A 13748-nucleotide genomic window follows, 5' to 3' on the forward strand; every position below is an offset into this window, starting at 1 on the left:
GCACGCATGGCTCGGGCAATGATGCCTGGCTCATCCATCCACTCCGGAGCTCGCCATGCGCCTGATACTTCTGCTAGCCGGCCTACTCGGCCTGCTCACCGCCCAAGCCGGTGAAATAGACCGGGCTGCGGCCATCTCTGCCCTGCAGCGCAACGACAGCCTGGTGATCGACGTACGCAGTGCCGAGGAATTTGCCCAGGGCGCGCTGCCCGGTGCAATCCGTATCGGCCATGACGAGATCGCCGCGCAGATCGCCAGCGTCGCCCCGGACAAGGATCGCCCGCTGGTGCTGTACTGCCGCAGCGGGCGCCGCTCGGCACTGGCCCAGCAGCGCCTCGAACAATTGGGCTACCGTCAGGTGATCAATGCCGGGGCCTATGACGAGCTGCTGCCACTACTGGAGGACGGCCAATGAAGCTGATCCTGCTGCTGGCACTCATCAGCCTGACGAGCGCATTACAGGCAGCCGAGTTCGAAGTGCAGCTCGAGGATGGCCGGCGCGCCTGGAGCAGCAGCGAACTGCTGAAACATCCGCAGGCGCGCGATATCGAGATCAGCGACGACGTCAGCTACCAGCGCAGCATGCGCTACCGCGCCGTTCCGCTATGCGTGCTGCTGGAAGGCGTTACCCCAGGTGATCATTTGCAAGCCGTGGCCCTCGACGGTTTCGCCGCGGAACTGCCGGCGGCGATCCTGCTCGCCAGCGAGGGCGCCAAGGCCTGGCTGGCCATCGAAGACCCGCAGCATCCCTGGCCGCCGCTGGCCAAAGGCAAGTCCAGCGCCGGGCCGTTCTACCTGGTCTGGACCGATCCGGCAGCCAGCCAGATCGGCCCCGAGCAATGGCCATTTCAGGTCGCCAGGATTCGCCAACTGGCCCCGGTGGAGCAGCGCTTCCCTGCCCTGCTGCCGGCAACGGATGCCGGCGCTGACGTCCAGGCCGGCTTCGCCGCCTATCAGAAGAATTGCATGGCCTGCCATCGCCTCAACGGTGCCGGCGATGCCGAGTTCGGCCCGGATCTGAACATTCCGCACAACCCGACCGAATACTTCACCGGTGATTTCCTGCGCCAGTACATCCGCGACCCGCAGAGCCTGCGCCGCTGGCCACAAGGGCGCATGCCCGGGTTCAGCGAGCGGACCATCGACAATACGGAGCTGGAGCAGCTGATCGGCTACCTGCAGCATATGGCGCAGCGCAAGATCACGTTCTAGGAGGCCTACATGCACCGCAGCAGACTGGGCAACCTCGTCATCGACTGCAACACGCACGACCTATTGGCCGATGCCCGATTCTGGAGCCAGGCGCTGGGCTATCCGCTGCCGGAGAAGATCGACGGCGACAGCCCGTTCATTCAGTTGCAGACCCCGCCGGGCGAGGTGCAGGTGATCATCCAGCGCGTGCAGCATGAGGCCCGCGCTCACCTGGACATCGACAGCGATTCGATCAGTGCCGAAGTCGCGCGCCTGCAACGCCTCGGCGCCCAGGTGGTGACGCGCAAGGACGCCTGGGTCGTCATGCAGGCGCCCAGCGGCCACCGTTTCTGCGTCGGCAGCCCCTACCGCGCCGGCTTCGACGAACATGCCAATCACTGGAATGCTCATACGGACCGAAAGGCCTGAACTCACTGGCGATGCGCGCGCCTATCCGCTGGCAGTGACAATCGGCCAGCGACGCTGAAACAGGCGTTCCCCTCCTTTCACCCAATGCCGGCAAGCCGCTGGGCAATGACCTGCACCGTGCAATCCAGGTGCTGTTGATGAGTAAAACCCGAAGCCTTCAGCGGCTTGAAGTCATGATCGGCAGCCTGCAGCCAGTGCAGTTCGATGGCCGGTGACAGGTTGTATCCTGCGACAGCCTCGCGATTACCCAGCGCATCGCGCTCCCCCTGAACGATCAGCGTCGGCGTGCGCAGCTCGGCCAGATGTGCGACCCGCGGTTTTTCCGGCTTGCCGGCCGCATAGAAGGGATAGCCCAGACAAATCAGCGCTGAGGCGCCCAGTTCGTCAGCCAGCAGGCTGGCCATACGCCCGCCCATGGACTTGCCGCCGATGGCCACGGGCCCTGCGACCTGTTGGCGCACCTCGGCATGTACATCACGCCATTGCTGCAGCAGCTGCGCCTGCGGATTGGGCGGCCGTTTGCGCCCATCCACCCGCCGCTGCGCCATGTAGGCGAACTCGAAGCGCACCACCCGCACGCCGCGTGTGGCAAGGCCCTGCGCAATGTACTGCATGAACGCGCTGTCCATCGGTGCGCCCGCGCCGTGCGCAAGGATCAGCGTGCTCGACGCCGCCTGCGGCGGTTCGTCCCACAACCAGGGTAGCCCCTGCTCACATTGACCGGCGTCAATAAACCCAGATGGCCCTTTGCTCATGCTTGCCTCGCGTCGATAACCGTGGTGTTCGTGGCCTGCTCATGCCTGCGTCCATCACGGTTATCGGCCGCTCTGCCATAACCGTGGATGGAAGCCCAGACATGAACACAACAACCCGTTCCGCCTACAACTACAGGGTGGTTCGCCAATTCGCCATTATGACGGTGGTTTGGGGCATCGTCGGCATGGGACTCGGCGTATTCATCGCTGCCCAGCTGGCCTGGCCCGAACTTAACTTGAACCTACCGTGGACAAGCTTCGGCCGTCTGCGTCCCCTGCATACCAATGCGGTGATCTTCGCCTTCGGTGGCTGCGCTCTGTTCGCCACCAGCTACTACGCGGTGCAACGCACCAGCCAGACCACGCTGTTCGCGCCCAAGCTGGCTGCCTTCACCTTCTGGGGTTGGCAACTGGTGATTCTGCTCGCAGCCATCACCCTGCCCCTGGGCTGGACCAGCTCCAAGGAATACGCCGAACTGGAATGGCCGATCGACATCCTGATAACCATCGTCTGGGTCTGCTACGCCATCGTCTTCTTCGGCACGGTGATGCAGCGCAAGGTCAGCCACATTTACGTGGGCAACTGGTTCTTCGGGGGGTTCATACTCACCGTGGCCATCCTGCATGTGGTCAATAACCTGGAAATCCCGGTCACCCTGACCAAGTCCTACTCGCTGTATGCCGGCGCCACCGATGCAATGGTTCAATGGTGGTACGGCCACAACGCCGTAGGCTTTTTCCTCACCGCGGGCTTTCTGGGCATGATGTACTACTTCGTGCCCAAGCAGGCCGGTCGCCCGGTTTATTCCTATCGCCTGTCCATCGTCCACTTCTGGGCGCTGATCGCGGTATACATCTGGGCCGGCCCGCACCACCTGCATTACACCGCGCTGCCTGACTGGGCCCAGAGCCTCGGCATGGTGATGTCGCTGATCCTTCTGGCTCCGAGCTGGGGCGGCATGATCAACGGCATGATGACGCTCTCCGGCGCCTGGCACAAACTGCGCACCGACCCGATCCTGCGTTTCCTGGTCGTGTCGCTGGCCTTCTACGGCATGTCCACCTTCGAAGGCCCGATGATGGCCATCAAGACCGTCAACGCCCTGTCCCACTACACCGACTGGACCATCGGCCACGTGCACGCCGGGGCGCTGGGCTGGGTTGCGATGGTGTCGATCGGCTCGCTGTATCACCTGATTCCCAAGGTGTTCGGCCGCGAGCAGATGCACAGCATCGGCCTGATCAATGGACACTTCTGGCTGGCCACCATCGGCACCGTGCTGTACATCGCCTCGATGTGGGTCAACGGCATCACCCAGGGCCTGATGTGGCGCGCAGTCAACGAAGACGGCACCCTCACCTACTCCTTCGTCGAAGCGCTGGAAGCCAGCCATGTCGGCTTCGTGGTGCGGGTGATCGGCGGCGCGATCTTCTTCGCCGGCATGCTGCTGATGGCCTGGAACGTCTGGCTGACCGTACGTAGCGCCAAATCGACCGAGATGGAAGCCGCTGCGCAGTTCTCGGTAGAAGGAGCCCACTGATGAAACACGAGATTCTCGAGAAGAATATCGGCCTGATGGCCCTGGTGATGATCCTCGCGGTCAGCATCGGCGGCCTGACCCAGATCGTCCCGCTGTTTTTCCAGGACGTCACCAACGAGCCGGTCGATGGCCTCAAGCCCTACACCGCGCTGCAACTGGAAGGTCGCGACATTTACATCCGCGAGGGCTGCGTCGGCTGCCACTCGCAGATGATCCGCCCGTTCCGCGCCGAGACCGAGCGTTACGGCCACTACTCCGTAGCCGGCGAAAGCGTCTGGGATCACCCCTTCCTGTGGGGCTCCAAGCGTACCGGCCCGGACCTAGCCCGTGTCGGCGGTCGTTACTCGGACGAGTGGCATCGCGCCCACCTGTACAACCCGCGCAACGTCGTGCCCGAGTCGATCATGCCCGCCTATCCCTGGCTGGTCGAAGACACCCTCGACGGCAAGGACACCGCCAAGAAGATGAGCGCGCTGCGCATGCTTGGCGTGCCCTACAGCGACGATGACATCGCCGGCGCCAGTGACGCGGTCAGGGGCAAGAGCGAAATGGACGCCCTGGTCGCCTACCTGCAGGTGCTCGGCACCGCTGTGAAGAACAAGAGGTGAGCGCCATGTTCGAGCTTATCGATATCGGCATCGTGCGCGGCATTGGTACCGCGCTGGTCCTGATTGCCTTCACCGCCGTCACCCTCTGGGCCTACAGCGGCAAACGCCGCGACGCCTTCACCGAAGCGGCCAACCTGCCTTTCGCTGATGAGCCCAAGCCCGCCGTTTCGAGGACCCAAGCATGACCACCTTCTGGAGCTGGTACATCACCCTGCTGACCGTCGGCTCGCTGATCGCGCTGTTCTGGCTGATCTTCGCCACCCGCAAGAGCGAAGTGCACAAGAACCCGACCGAACAGACCATGGGCCACGCCTTCGATGGTATCGAGGAGTACGACAATCCACTGCCGAAGTGGTGGTTCATGCTGTTCCTCGGCACCCTGGTGTTTTCCGTTGGCTACCTGCTGCTGTATCCGGGCCTGGGCAACTTCAAGGGACTGCTGCCGGGCTACGAGGACGGCTGGACCCAGGTCAATCAGTGGCAGCGTGAAATGGACCGTGCCGATGAGCTGTACGGCCCGATCTTCGCCAAGTACGCGGCCATGCCGATCGAAGAAGTGGCCAAGGACGAGCGCGCGCTGAAAATGGGCGGCCGCCTGTTCGCCTCCAACTGCTCGGTCTGCCACGGCTCCGATGCCAAGGGCAGCTATGGCTTCCCCAACCTGGCGGACAGCAGCTGGCGCTGGGGCGGCGAGCCGGAAACCATCAAGACCACCATCATGCACGGTCGTACCGGCGTGATGCCGGCGCAAGGCCCGATGATCGGCGAAGATGGCGTACGTAACGTTGCAGCCTACGTTCTCACCGAACTCGCTGACCGCGAGCTGCCGGAGGGTACCGACGCGGACATCGCCGCCGGCCAGCAGATCTTCGCCAGCACCTGCTTCGCCTGCCACGGCGCCAACGGCAAGGGCACTCCGGCTATGGGTGCGCCTGATCTGACCCAGCCGAGCGCCTTCATCTACGGTAGCAGCTTCGCCCAGCTGCAACAGACCATCCGTTATGGTCGCAGCGGCAACATGCCAGCCCAGGGGGACTTCCTCGGTAACGACAAGGCTCACCTGCTGGCCGCCTACGTGCTCAAGCTGAGCCAGGGCGAAAGCAAGTAACCTCTCCTGCTGTACCGGCGACCGGATCACGGTCGCCGGCCCCTCCTTATATGTATGCGACCCAGTGTCGCACCTGCCGACCAATAGCCCGACGATTTACTTGATTTGGGCTAAGCTGCGTTTCAGTCGCCATCTGTCACAACTCCAAGGCGATCCTTTCTTAGCGCTGCGCAAACTGATTGCGCCAAAGGCTGGCAGAGCGTTTTCGGGGCCCTTTTTGCAAGGCTCGCGAAACCCTCTAAAACCCTGTACGTGTCGGCATGTTGCGTTGCAATGGCTACCTGCTTTCTCCATACTTGCCGCCGATTTTTGCCCCATAAAACTCCATTAACCGTGGAACCCCTAGCATGAGCACAGCAATCAGTCAGACTGCTTATAACTATAAGGTGGTCCGCCAGTTCGCCATTATGACGGTGATCTGGGGGGTCATTGGGATGGGTCTAGGCGTGTTCATCGCCGCACAACTCGTGTGGCCGGAACTCAACCTAAACCTGCCGTGGACCAGCTTCGGCCGTCTGCGCCCGCTGCACACCAACGCGGTGATCTTCGCCTTTGGCGGATGCGCACTGTTCGCGACCTCGTATTACGTGGTCCAGCGTACCTGTCAGACGCGCCTGATCTCCGACGGTCTGGCTGCCTTCACCTTCTGGGGTTGGCAAGCGGTCATCGTTCTCGCGGTGATCACCCTGCCGATGGGCTATACCAGCTCCAAGGAGTACGCCGAGCTCGAGTGGCCGGTCGACATCCTCCTGGGTCTGGTCTGGATCACCTATCTGGTGGTGTTCTTCGGCACCATCGTCAAGCGCAAGACCAAGCACATCTATGTGGGCAACTGGTTCTTCGGTGCATTCATCCTGGTTACCGCGATGCTGCACATCGTCAACAGCGCCGCCATGCCGGTAAGCCTGTTCAAGTCGTACTCGGCCTACGCCGGCGCGACCGATGCGATGATCCAGTGGTGGTACGGCCACAACGCCGTGGGCTTCTTCCTGACCACCGGCTTCCTGGGCATGATGTACTACTTCGTACCCAAGCAGGCCGAACGTCCGATTTACTCCTACCGCCTGTCCATCGTGCACTTCTGGGCGCTGATCACCCTGTACATCTGGGCCGGCCCGCACCACCTGCACTACACCGCGCTGCCTGACTGGGCGCAGTCCCTGGGCATGGCCATGTCGGTCATCCTGCTGGCTCCGAGCTGGGGCGGCATGATCAACGGCATGATGAGCCTGTCCGGCGCCTGGCATAAGCTGCGCACCGACCCGATCCTGCGTTTCCTGGTCGTGTCCCTGGCGTTCTACGGCATGAGCACCTTCGAAGGCCCGATGATGGCCATCAAGACCGTCAACGCCCTGTCCCACTACACCGACTGGACCATCGGCCACGTGCACGCCGGGGCGCTGGGCTGGGTAGCGATGATCTCCATCGGCTCGCTGTATCACCTGATTCCCAAGGTGTTCGGCCGTGAGCAGATGCACAGCATCGGCCTGATCAACACCCACTTCTGGCTGGCTACCATCGGTACCGTGCTGTACATCGCCTCGATGTGGGTCAACGGCATCACCCAGGGTCTGATGTGGCGCGCAGTCAACGAAGACGGCACCCTCACCTACTCCTTCGTCGAAGCGCTGGAAGCCAGCCATGCAGGTTATGTCGTGCGCATGATCGGTGGCGCCTTCTTCGTCGCCGGCATGCTGCTGATGGCCTACAACACCTACCGCACCGTGCGTGCCGCCAAGCCGGCTGAATACGAAGCGGCTGCGCAGATTCCCGCCGGAGTAGCTCACTGATGAAACACGAAATCATCGAGAAGAATATCGGCCTGATGGCGCTGCTGATGGTGATTGCCGTCAGCATCGGTGGCCTGACCCAGATCGTCCCGCTGTTTTTCCAGGACGTCACCAACGAGCCGGTCGAAGGCCTCAAGCCCTACACCGCCATGCAACTGGAAGGTCGCGACATCTACATCCGCGAGGGCTGCGTCGGCTGCCACTCGCAGATGATCCGCCCGTTCCGTGCCGAGACCGAGCGTTACGGTCATTACTCCGTAGCCGGCGAAAGCGTCTGGGATCACCCCTTCCTGTGGGGCTCCAAGCGTACCGGCCCGGACCTGGCCCGTGTCGGCGGTCGCTACTCGGACGAGTGGCATCGCGCCCACCTGTACAACCCGCGCAACGTCGTGCCTGAGTCGAAGATGCCTGCCTACCCATGGCTGGTGGAGAACAAGCTCGACGGTCGCGACACCGCCAAGAAGATGGAAGTCATGCGTGGCTTCGGCATCCCCTACACCGACGAAGATATCGCCGGTGCGCGCGATGCCGTGAAAGGCAATACCGAAATGGACGCGCTGATCGCGTACCTGCAGGTTCTCGGCACTTCCATCAAGAACAAACGGTAAGACGCTATGGACATCGGGATGATTCGCGGCATCGGCACGGCGGTGGTATTCATCGCCTTCATTGGCGTGGTGCTCTGGGCTTACAGCAGCAAGCGCAAATCGAGCTTCGACGAAGCTGCCAACCTGCCCTTCGCTGACGACCCCAAGCCCGAGTCCAAGCGCGATCAGGACTCTTCCAGGAGCAATAACCAATGACCACGTTCTGGAGTTGGTACGTAACCATTCTGTCTCTGGGCACCATTTTCGCCCTGACCTGGCTGATCTTCGGCACTCGCAAGGGTCAGCGCCAGGAAACCACCGAAGAAACCGTCGGCCACAGCTTCGATGGCATCGAGGAGTATGACAATCCGCTGCCGAAGTGGTGGTTCATGCTGTTCGTCGCCACCATCGTCTTCGCCCTCGGCTACCTCGCCCTGTACCCGGGCCTGGGCAACTTCAAGGGCCTGCTGCCGGGCTACGACTACGTCGACAACGAAAAGCAGACGCCTTTCGCTGAGGGCGTACAGATCGCTGACGGCTCCATGCGTCACTCCGGCTGGACCGGTGTGCACCAGTGGGAAAAGGAAATGGCACGCGCCGATGAGCAATACGGCCCGCTGTTCGCCAAGTACGCCGCCATGCCGATCGAGGAAGTCGCCAAGGACGAGCAAGCCCTGAAAATGGGTGGCCGCCTGTTCGCCTCCAACTGCTCGGTTTGCCACGGTTCCGATGCCAAGGGCAGCTACGGCTTCCCCAACCTGACCGACACCGAATGGCGTTGGGGCGGCGAGCCGGAAACCATCAAGACCACCATCCTCAAGGGTCGCCAGGGCGCCATGCCTGCTCAAGGCCCGGCTATCGGCGAAGACGGTGTACGCAACGTCGCCGCCTACGTGCTGACCCAACTGGGTGGCCGTGAACTGCCGGAAGGCGTGGAAGCCGATATCGAAGCGGGCCAGAAGGTCTTCGCCGGTACCTGCTTCGCCTGCCACGGCGCTGACGGCAAAGGCACCCCGGCCATGGGCGCCCCGAACCTGACCAACCCGGCAGCGTTCATCTACGGCAGCAGCTACGCTCAACTGCAGCAGACCATCCGCTACGGTCGTCACGGCAACATGCCTGCCCAGGAAGAATTCCTCGGCAACGACAAGGTGCACCTGCTGGCTGCCTACGTTTACAGCCTGTCGCACAAGGCACAAGAGCAGTAATAGCAGAACGACTCTTTTGACAAGGGTCAATGAACGCCCGGAACGCGACCGCTGGTCGCACCCGGGCGTTGTCTTTCAGGCGTACCATATAGCTACCGTGAACTGACCTAAGCCGGCGCGCATCGGCCCGGGCTGCCAACCAACCGCTTTGGTATGCATTGATGAGCGAACAGATTCCCGTCCAGGACGTCACCCCCCCTTCCCCTGCCAAGAATGCCAGCGTCGATCTATACGCCAGCCGCGAGAAGATCTACACCCGCGCGTTCACCGGTCTTTACCGCAACCTTCGCCGCGTTGGCGGCGCTCTGCTGTTCATTCTCTTCTTCGGTACCGTCTGGCTGAACTGGGAAGGTCGCCAGGCCGTCTGGTGGAACCTGCCAGAGCGCAAGTTCAACATTTTCGGCGCCACCTACTGGCCACAGGACTTCATGCTGCTGTCCTGGCTGCTGATCATCTGCGCCTTCGGTTTGTTCTTCATCACGGTGTTCGCCGGCCGCGTCTGGTGCGGCTACACCTGCCCGCAAAGCGTATTCACCTGGGTATTCATGTGGGCGGAGAAGGTTACCGAGGGCGACCGCAACCAGCGCATGAAGCTCGATAAACAGCCCATGAGTGGCAATAAATTTGCGCGTAAGCTGGCCAAGCATGGCATCTGGGTGGGCGTGTCGCTGCTCACCGCCGTCACCTTCGTCGGCTACTTCACGCCGATTCGCGACCTGGTGGTGGAGATCTTCACCGGTGAAGCCAGTGGCTGGGCCTACTTCTGGATCGGCTTTTTCACCCTCGCCACCTATGGCAACGCCGGCTACCTGCGCGAGCAGGTGTGCATCTACATGTGCCCCTACGCACGGTTCCAGAGCGTGATGTTCGACCAGGACACCCTGATCGTCTCCTACGACCCACGCCGCGGCGAGAAACGTGGCCCACGCAAGAAGGACGCCGACTACAAGGCACAAGGCCTGGGTGACTGCATCGACTGCAAGATGTGCGTGCAGGTCTGCCCCACCGGTATCGACATCCGCGACGGCCTGCAGGTCGAGTGCATTGGTTGCGCGGCGTGCATCGACGCCTGTGATGACATCATGGACAAGATGAACTATCCCAAGGGGCTGATCAGCTACACCACTGAACACAACCTGTCTGGCCAGAAGACCCACCTGCTGCGCCCGCGCCTGATCGGGTACGCTGTGGCGCTGGTAGCCATGATCGGCCTGTTTGCCTGGGCCGTGGCCCATCGCCCGCTGGTGGGGCTGGACGTGCTGAAGGACCGCGTGCTGTTCCGCGAAAACGAGCGCGGTCACATCGAGAACGTCTACACCCTGAAGATCATGAACAAGTCGCAGCGCGACATGACGTACGTGATCACCGCCGACGGTCTCGACGGCCTGGTTTACGAAGGCAAGAGCGAAGTGCGGACGCTGGCCGGTGAGGTGTACTCCTTCCCTGTCGAGCTTTCCATCGCGCCGGAGAAACTGCCCTCGAGCGCCAACAACATCGTCTTCCACGTACAATCCGCGGATGACCCCAGTATCAAGACCGACGCCGACAGCCGCTTCATTGGCCCCAGCGTCCGCTGACAACGGAAAGAACATGACCGAACAAGCATCCTCGCCGGTAAAGCCCTGGTACAAGCAATTCTGGCCCTGGTTCATCATCGCCATGCTCAGTTACTCGGTGGTGCAGGGCCTTACCCTGCTCACCGTGGCTACCAAAAACCCACCGGGGCTGATTTCCGATGACTACTATGACGTCGGCAAGGGCATCAACCAGTCGCTGGAGCGCGAGAAACTGGCCGAGCGTCTGCAACTGCAGGGCGAACTGGTGCTGGACAACGCCACCGGCGTCGCTACCCTTTCGCTGCAAGGCAACAGCAAACCCCAGCAGATCGTTCTCAATCTGATTTCGCCGACCCAGCCGGAGCGCGACCGCCGCGTCATCCTGCAGCCGGCCGCTGACGGTCAGTACCGTGGCCAGATGGTCGATCAGGTCAGCGGTCGTCGTTTCGTCGAACTGCTTGGCCAGGAAGGCAGCCAGAACTGGCGCCTGTTCGAGGAAGAGAACATCACCGATGGCCAGACCATCCTGATCGGTGACAATCCTTCCTACTGACCCAGCCAATGCCCGCCCCTACTCCCTGCTACCACTGTGGCCTGCCGGTGCCTGCCGGCAGCCATTTCCGCGCCGAGGTTCTCGGCCAGATTCGCGAGATGTGCTGCCCCGGCTGCCAGGCCGTCGCCGAAGCCATCGTCGCCGGAGGGCTGGAGCATTACTACAGCCATCGCAGCGAAAACTCCGCCAACCCGCAGGCCCTGCCCCAGGCACTGCCGGACGAACTGGCACTATACGACCGCAGCGATGTACAACGGCCCTTCGTCCAGCACGAGGGCGAGCTGAGCGAAACCCAGCTGCTGATCGAGGGCATCAGTTGCGCCGCCTGCGGCTGGCTGATCGAAAAACATCTGCGTGGTGTACCGGGGGTGGCCGAGGCGCACCTTAACCTGTCCAACCACCGCCTGCAGGTGCGCTGGCAAGACAGCCAGATTCCCTTGAGCAAACTGCTCGCCGAACTGCGCCGCATCGGTTATGCCGCCCACCCCTGGCGCGCCGACGAAGCCGCCGAGCGCCTGGCCGCGGAGAACCGCCGGCGCATGCGTGAACTCGGTGTTGCCGGTCTGTTGTGGATGCAGGTGATGATGGCGACCATGGCCACCTGGCCGGAATTCAACATCGACCTGACGCCAGAGCTGGACAAGATTCTGCGCTGGACCAGCCTGTTCCTCACCACCCCCATCGTCTTTTACTGCTGCGGCCAGTTCTTCCGCGGCGCCCTGCGCGACCTGCGCACCCGCCACCTGACCATGGACGTATCGGTCTCGCTGGCCATCGGCGGCGCCTACGTGGCCGGCATCTGGTCGACCATCACCGGCCAGGGCGAGCTGTATTTCGACGCCGTGGGCATGTTCGCCCTGTTCCTGCTCGCCGGGCGCTACCTGGAGCGACGCGCCCGCGAGCGCACTGCAGCGGCGACCGCGCAACTGGTGCAGTTGTTACCGGCCTCCTGCCTGCGTCTGGAGGCTGATGGCCAGAGCCAGCGTATTCTGCTCAGCGAATTACGCGTCGGCCAGCAGGTGCTGGTGCAGCCCGGCTCGCTGATCCCGGCCGACGGCCGCATCCTCGCCGGCCAGTCCAGCGTCGACGAATCGCTGCTCACCGGGGAATACCTGCCCCAGGCGCGCGGCATCGGCGACAGCGTCACCGCCGGCACGCTGAATGTCGAAGGTCCGCTGACCGTCGAGGTGCAGGCACTGGGCGATGCCACTCGCCTGTCCGCCATCGTGCGCCTGCTCGAACGAGCGCAAAGCGAGAAACCGCGCCTGGCGGAAATTGCCGACCGCGTCTCGCAGTGGTTCCTGCTGTTCATCCTGGTATCCGCCGCCGTGGTCGGCTTCGCCTGGTGGGAAATCGACTCCAGCCGCGCCTTCTGGGTCGTGCTCGCCCTGCTGGTGGCCACCTGCCCCTGCGCCCTCGCCCTGGCCACGCCGACCGCACTGACCACTGCGACCGGCAGCCTGCACAAGCTGGGCATGCTGCTGACTCGCGGCCATGTCCTGGAAGGTCTCAACCAGATCGACACGCTGGTGCTGGACAAGACCGGCACCCTGACCGAAGGTCGGCTGACTCTCAAGGCTATCCACCCACTGCGCGACCTTGACGAAGGCGACTGCCTGGCGCTGGCCGCCGCGCTGGAGAACCGCTCGGAACACCCCATTGCCCGCGCTTTCAGCCAGGCGCCGCGCGCCGCGCAAGCCGTCGACAACCATCCGGGCCAGGGCCTGCAGGGCAGCGTCGACGGACGCCTGCTACGCATCGGCGAAGCCAGCTTCGTCTGCGCCCTGAGCGGCCAGACCGTGCCTCCGATTGCCAGCGAGCGCGGCCAGTGGCTGCTGCTGGGCGATGAACAGGGACCGCTGGCCTGGTTCGTCCTCGACGACCGCCTGCGTGAGAATGCCCCCGACCTGATCGCCGCCGCCCGTGCCCGAGGCTGGCGCATTCACCTGCTTTCCGGCGACAGCTCGCCGATGGTCGCCGAAGTCGCTCGCCAGCTCGGTATCGAGGACGCCCGCGGTGGCCTCACTCCGGATGCGAAACTGGCAGTACTCAAGCAATTGCATGGCGAAGGCCGGCGCGTGCTGATGCTCGGCGATGGCGTCAACGATGTTCCGGTGCTGGCCGCTGCCGATATCAGCGTGGCCATGGGTTCGGCGTCCGATCTGGCGAAAACCAGTGCCGATGCGGTACTGCTGTCCAACCGCCTGGGCAGCCTGGTCGACGGCCTGATACTGGCCAGGCGCACACGGCGTATCATCATCGAGAACCTGACCTGGGCGACGCTGTACAATGGCCTGGTACTGCCTTTTGCCGCCCTGGGCTGGATCACCCCAATCTGGGCAGCCGTGGGTATGTCGCTCAGTTCGCTGCTGGTGGTGCTCAACGCGCTGCGCCTGAGCCGATAAGCTGCAAGCAAGCGTAG

Annotated in this window: 15 protein-coding genes; 14 read left to right on the forward strand and 1 reads right to left on the reverse strand. The window is 63.0% G+C overall.

From position 1 onward, the window contains the following. Positions 1-55 precede the first annotated feature (55 nt). Genes DXK50_RS21280 through DXK50_RS21290 form a run of 3 tightly spaced genes read left to right on the forward strand, consistent with a single transcriptional unit; the run spans position 56 to position 1620 of the window. The gene (locus DXK50_RS21280) at positions 56-415 is read left to right on the forward strand and encodes a rhodanese-like domain-containing protein (protein WP_212631653.1); all 360 of its coding nucleotides are present in this window, start codon (positions 56-58) and stop codon (positions 413-415) included. Further along, positions 412-1212, forward strand: a complete 801-nt coding sequence (locus tag DXK50_RS21285; protein ID WP_212631654.1) for a c-type cytochrome — start codon at positions 412-414, stop codon at positions 1210-1212. Before DXK50_RS21280 ends, DXK50_RS21285 begins: the two co-directional genes overlap by 4 nt. Positions 1213-1221: 9 nt before the next feature. Further along, the gene (locus tag DXK50_RS21290) at positions 1222-1620 is read left to right on the forward strand and encodes a VOC family protein (protein WP_212631655.1); all 399 of its coding nucleotides are present in this window, start codon (positions 1222-1224) and stop codon (positions 1618-1620) included. A gap of 77 nt (positions 1621-1697) precedes the next feature. Here the strand turns inward: DXK50_RS21290 and DXK50_RS21295 are convergent, their stop codons facing one another. Further along, on the reverse strand, positions 1698-2375 hold the full coding sequence (locus DXK50_RS21295; RefSeq protein WP_212631656.1) for an alpha/beta fold hydrolase: 678 nt from the start codon (positions 2373-2375) through the stop codon (positions 1698-1700). Positions 2376-2476: 101 nt separating this feature from the next. On the opposite strand from DXK50_RS21295, the gene ccoN (DXK50_RS21300) reads away from it, so the two are divergent. The 11 genes from ccoN (DXK50_RS21300) to DXK50_RS21350 all read left to right on the forward strand — a co-directional run bounded on the left by ccoN (DXK50_RS21300) (position 2477) and on the right by DXK50_RS21350 (position 13731). After that, positions 2477-3916 (forward strand): cytochrome-c oxidase, cbb3-type subunit I, encoded by a 1440-nt coding sequence (gene ccoN, locus DXK50_RS21300; protein WP_161865387.1) that lies wholly within the window; start codon positions 2477-2479, stop codon positions 3914-3916. Next, the gene (gene ccoO / locus DXK50_RS21305) at positions 3916-4524 is read left to right on the forward strand and encodes a cytochrome-c oxidase, cbb3-type subunit II (protein WP_161865386.1); all 609 of its coding nucleotides are present in this window, start codon (positions 3916-3918) and stop codon (positions 4522-4524) included. Before ccoN (DXK50_RS21300) ends, ccoO (DXK50_RS21305) begins: the two co-directional genes overlap by 1 nt. 5 nt (positions 4525-4529) lie before the next feature. After that, positions 4530-4709: a cbb3-type cytochrome oxidase subunit 3 gene (locus tag DXK50_RS21310; RefSeq protein ID WP_161865385.1), complete on the forward strand. Its 180-nt coding sequence runs from the start codon at positions 4530-4532 to the stop codon at positions 4707-4709. Further along, positions 4706-5632, forward strand: coding sequence for a cytochrome-c oxidase, cbb3-type subunit III (ccoP, locus tag DXK50_RS21315; protein ID WP_161865384.1), 927 nt, complete (start codon positions 4706-4708; stop codon positions 5630-5632). Before DXK50_RS21310 ends, ccoP (DXK50_RS21315) begins: the two co-directional genes overlap by 4 nt. Positions 5633-5979: 347 nt before the next feature. Beyond that, positions 5980-7422 carry a cytochrome-c oxidase, cbb3-type subunit I gene (gene ccoN / locus DXK50_RS21320; RefSeq protein ID WP_161865383.1) on the forward strand — a complete coding sequence of 481 codons (1443 nt, stop codon included), beginning with the start codon at positions 5980-5982 and terminating at the stop codon, positions 7420-7422. Continuing rightward, positions 7422-8030: a cytochrome-c oxidase, cbb3-type subunit II gene (ccoO, locus tag DXK50_RS21325; protein WP_017677204.1), complete on the forward strand. Its 609-nt coding sequence runs from the start codon at positions 7422-7424 to the stop codon at positions 8028-8030. Before ccoN (DXK50_RS21320) ends, ccoO (DXK50_RS21325) begins: the two co-directional genes overlap by 1 nt. Before the next feature lie 6 nt (positions 8031-8036). Beyond that, positions 8037-8225: a CcoQ/FixQ family Cbb3-type cytochrome c oxidase assembly chaperone gene (locus DXK50_RS21330; RefSeq protein WP_017677205.1), complete on the forward strand. Its 189-nt coding sequence runs from the start codon at positions 8037-8039 to the stop codon at positions 8223-8225. Next, positions 8222-9217 carry a cytochrome-c oxidase, cbb3-type subunit III gene (gene ccoP, locus DXK50_RS21335; protein WP_161865382.1) on the forward strand — a complete coding sequence of 332 codons (996 nt, stop codon included), beginning with the start codon at positions 8222-8224 and terminating at the stop codon, positions 9215-9217. The genes DXK50_RS21330 and ccoP (DXK50_RS21335) overlap by 4 nt, the downstream gene beginning before the upstream one ends. Positions 9218-9378: 161 nt before the next feature. Continuing rightward, positions 9379-10794, forward strand: a complete 1416-nt coding sequence (gene ccoG / locus DXK50_RS21340; protein WP_161865381.1) for a cytochrome c oxidase accessory protein CcoG — start codon at positions 9379-9381, stop codon at positions 10792-10794. Between the two features lie 13 nt (positions 10795-10807). Next, positions 10808-11326 carry a FixH family protein gene (locus tag DXK50_RS21345; RefSeq protein ID WP_161865380.1) on the forward strand — a complete coding sequence of 173 codons (519 nt, stop codon included), beginning with the start codon at positions 10808-10810 and terminating at the stop codon, positions 11324-11326. An 8-nt stretch (positions 11327-11334) separates the two neighbouring features. Then, a complete protein-coding gene (locus tag DXK50_RS21350) occupies positions 11335-13731 on the forward strand; it encodes a heavy metal translocating P-type ATPase (protein ID WP_212631657.1) in 2397 nt (798 codons plus the stop codon). The last annotated feature ends 17 nt before the right edge of the window (positions 13732-13748 follow it).

The organism is Pseudomonas sp. KB-10, from assembly GCF_018221585.1.
Classification (GTDB): domain Bacteria; phylum Pseudomonadota; class Gammaproteobacteria; order Pseudomonadales; family Pseudomonadaceae; genus Aquipseudomonas; species Aquipseudomonas yangonensis.

Excerpts from the sequence above, each read along its gene's own strand:
- DXK50_RS21280 (WP_212631653.1), top strand. The coding sequence starts at position 56 with ATGCGCCTGATACTTCTGCTAGCCGGCCTACTCGGCCTGCTCACCGCC.
- DXK50_RS21285 (WP_212631654.1), top strand. The coding sequence starts at position 412 with ATGAAGCTGATCCTGCTGCTGGCACTCATCAGCCTGACGAGCGCATTA.
- DXK50_RS21290 (WP_212631655.1), top strand. The coding sequence starts at position 1,222 with ATGCACCGCAGCAGACTGGGCAACCTCGTCATCGACTGCAACACGCAC.
- DXK50_RS21295 (WP_212631656.1), bottom strand. The coding sequence starts at position 2,375 with ATGAGCAAAGGGCCATCTGGGTTTATTGACGCCGGTCAATGTGAGCAG.
- ccoN (WP_161865387.1), top strand. The coding sequence starts at position 2,477 with ATGAACACAACAACCCGTTCCGCCTACAACTACAGGGTGGTTCGCCAA.
- ccoO (WP_161865386.1), top strand. The coding sequence starts at position 3,916 with ATGAAACACGAGATTCTCGAGAAGAATATCGGCCTGATGGCCCTGGTG.
- DXK50_RS21310 (WP_161865385.1), top strand. The coding sequence starts at position 4,530 with ATGTTCGAGCTTATCGATATCGGCATCGTGCGCGGCATTGGTACCGCG.
- ccoP (WP_161865384.1), top strand. The coding sequence starts at position 4,706 with ATGACCACCTTCTGGAGCTGGTACATCACCCTGCTGACCGTCGGCTCG.
- ccoN (WP_161865383.1), top strand. The coding sequence starts at position 5,980 with ATGAGCACAGCAATCAGTCAGACTGCTTATAACTATAAGGTGGTCCGC.
- ccoO (WP_017677204.1), top strand. The coding sequence starts at position 7,422 with ATGAAACACGAAATCATCGAGAAGAATATCGGCCTGATGGCGCTGCTG.
- DXK50_RS21330 (WP_017677205.1), top strand. The coding sequence starts at position 8,037 with ATGGACATCGGGATGATTCGCGGCATCGGCACGGCGGTGGTATTCATC.
- ccoP (WP_161865382.1), top strand. The coding sequence starts at position 8,222 with ATGACCACGTTCTGGAGTTGGTACGTAACCATTCTGTCTCTGGGCACC.
- ccoG (WP_161865381.1), top strand. The coding sequence starts at position 9,379 with ATGAGCGAACAGATTCCCGTCCAGGACGTCACCCCCCCTTCCCCTGCC.
- DXK50_RS21345 (WP_161865380.1), top strand. The coding sequence starts at position 10,808 with ATGACCGAACAAGCATCCTCGCCGGTAAAGCCCTGGTACAAGCAATTC.
- DXK50_RS21350 (WP_212631657.1), top strand. The coding sequence starts at position 11,335 with ATGCCCGCCCCTACTCCCTGCTACCACTGTGGCCTGCCGGTGCCTGCC.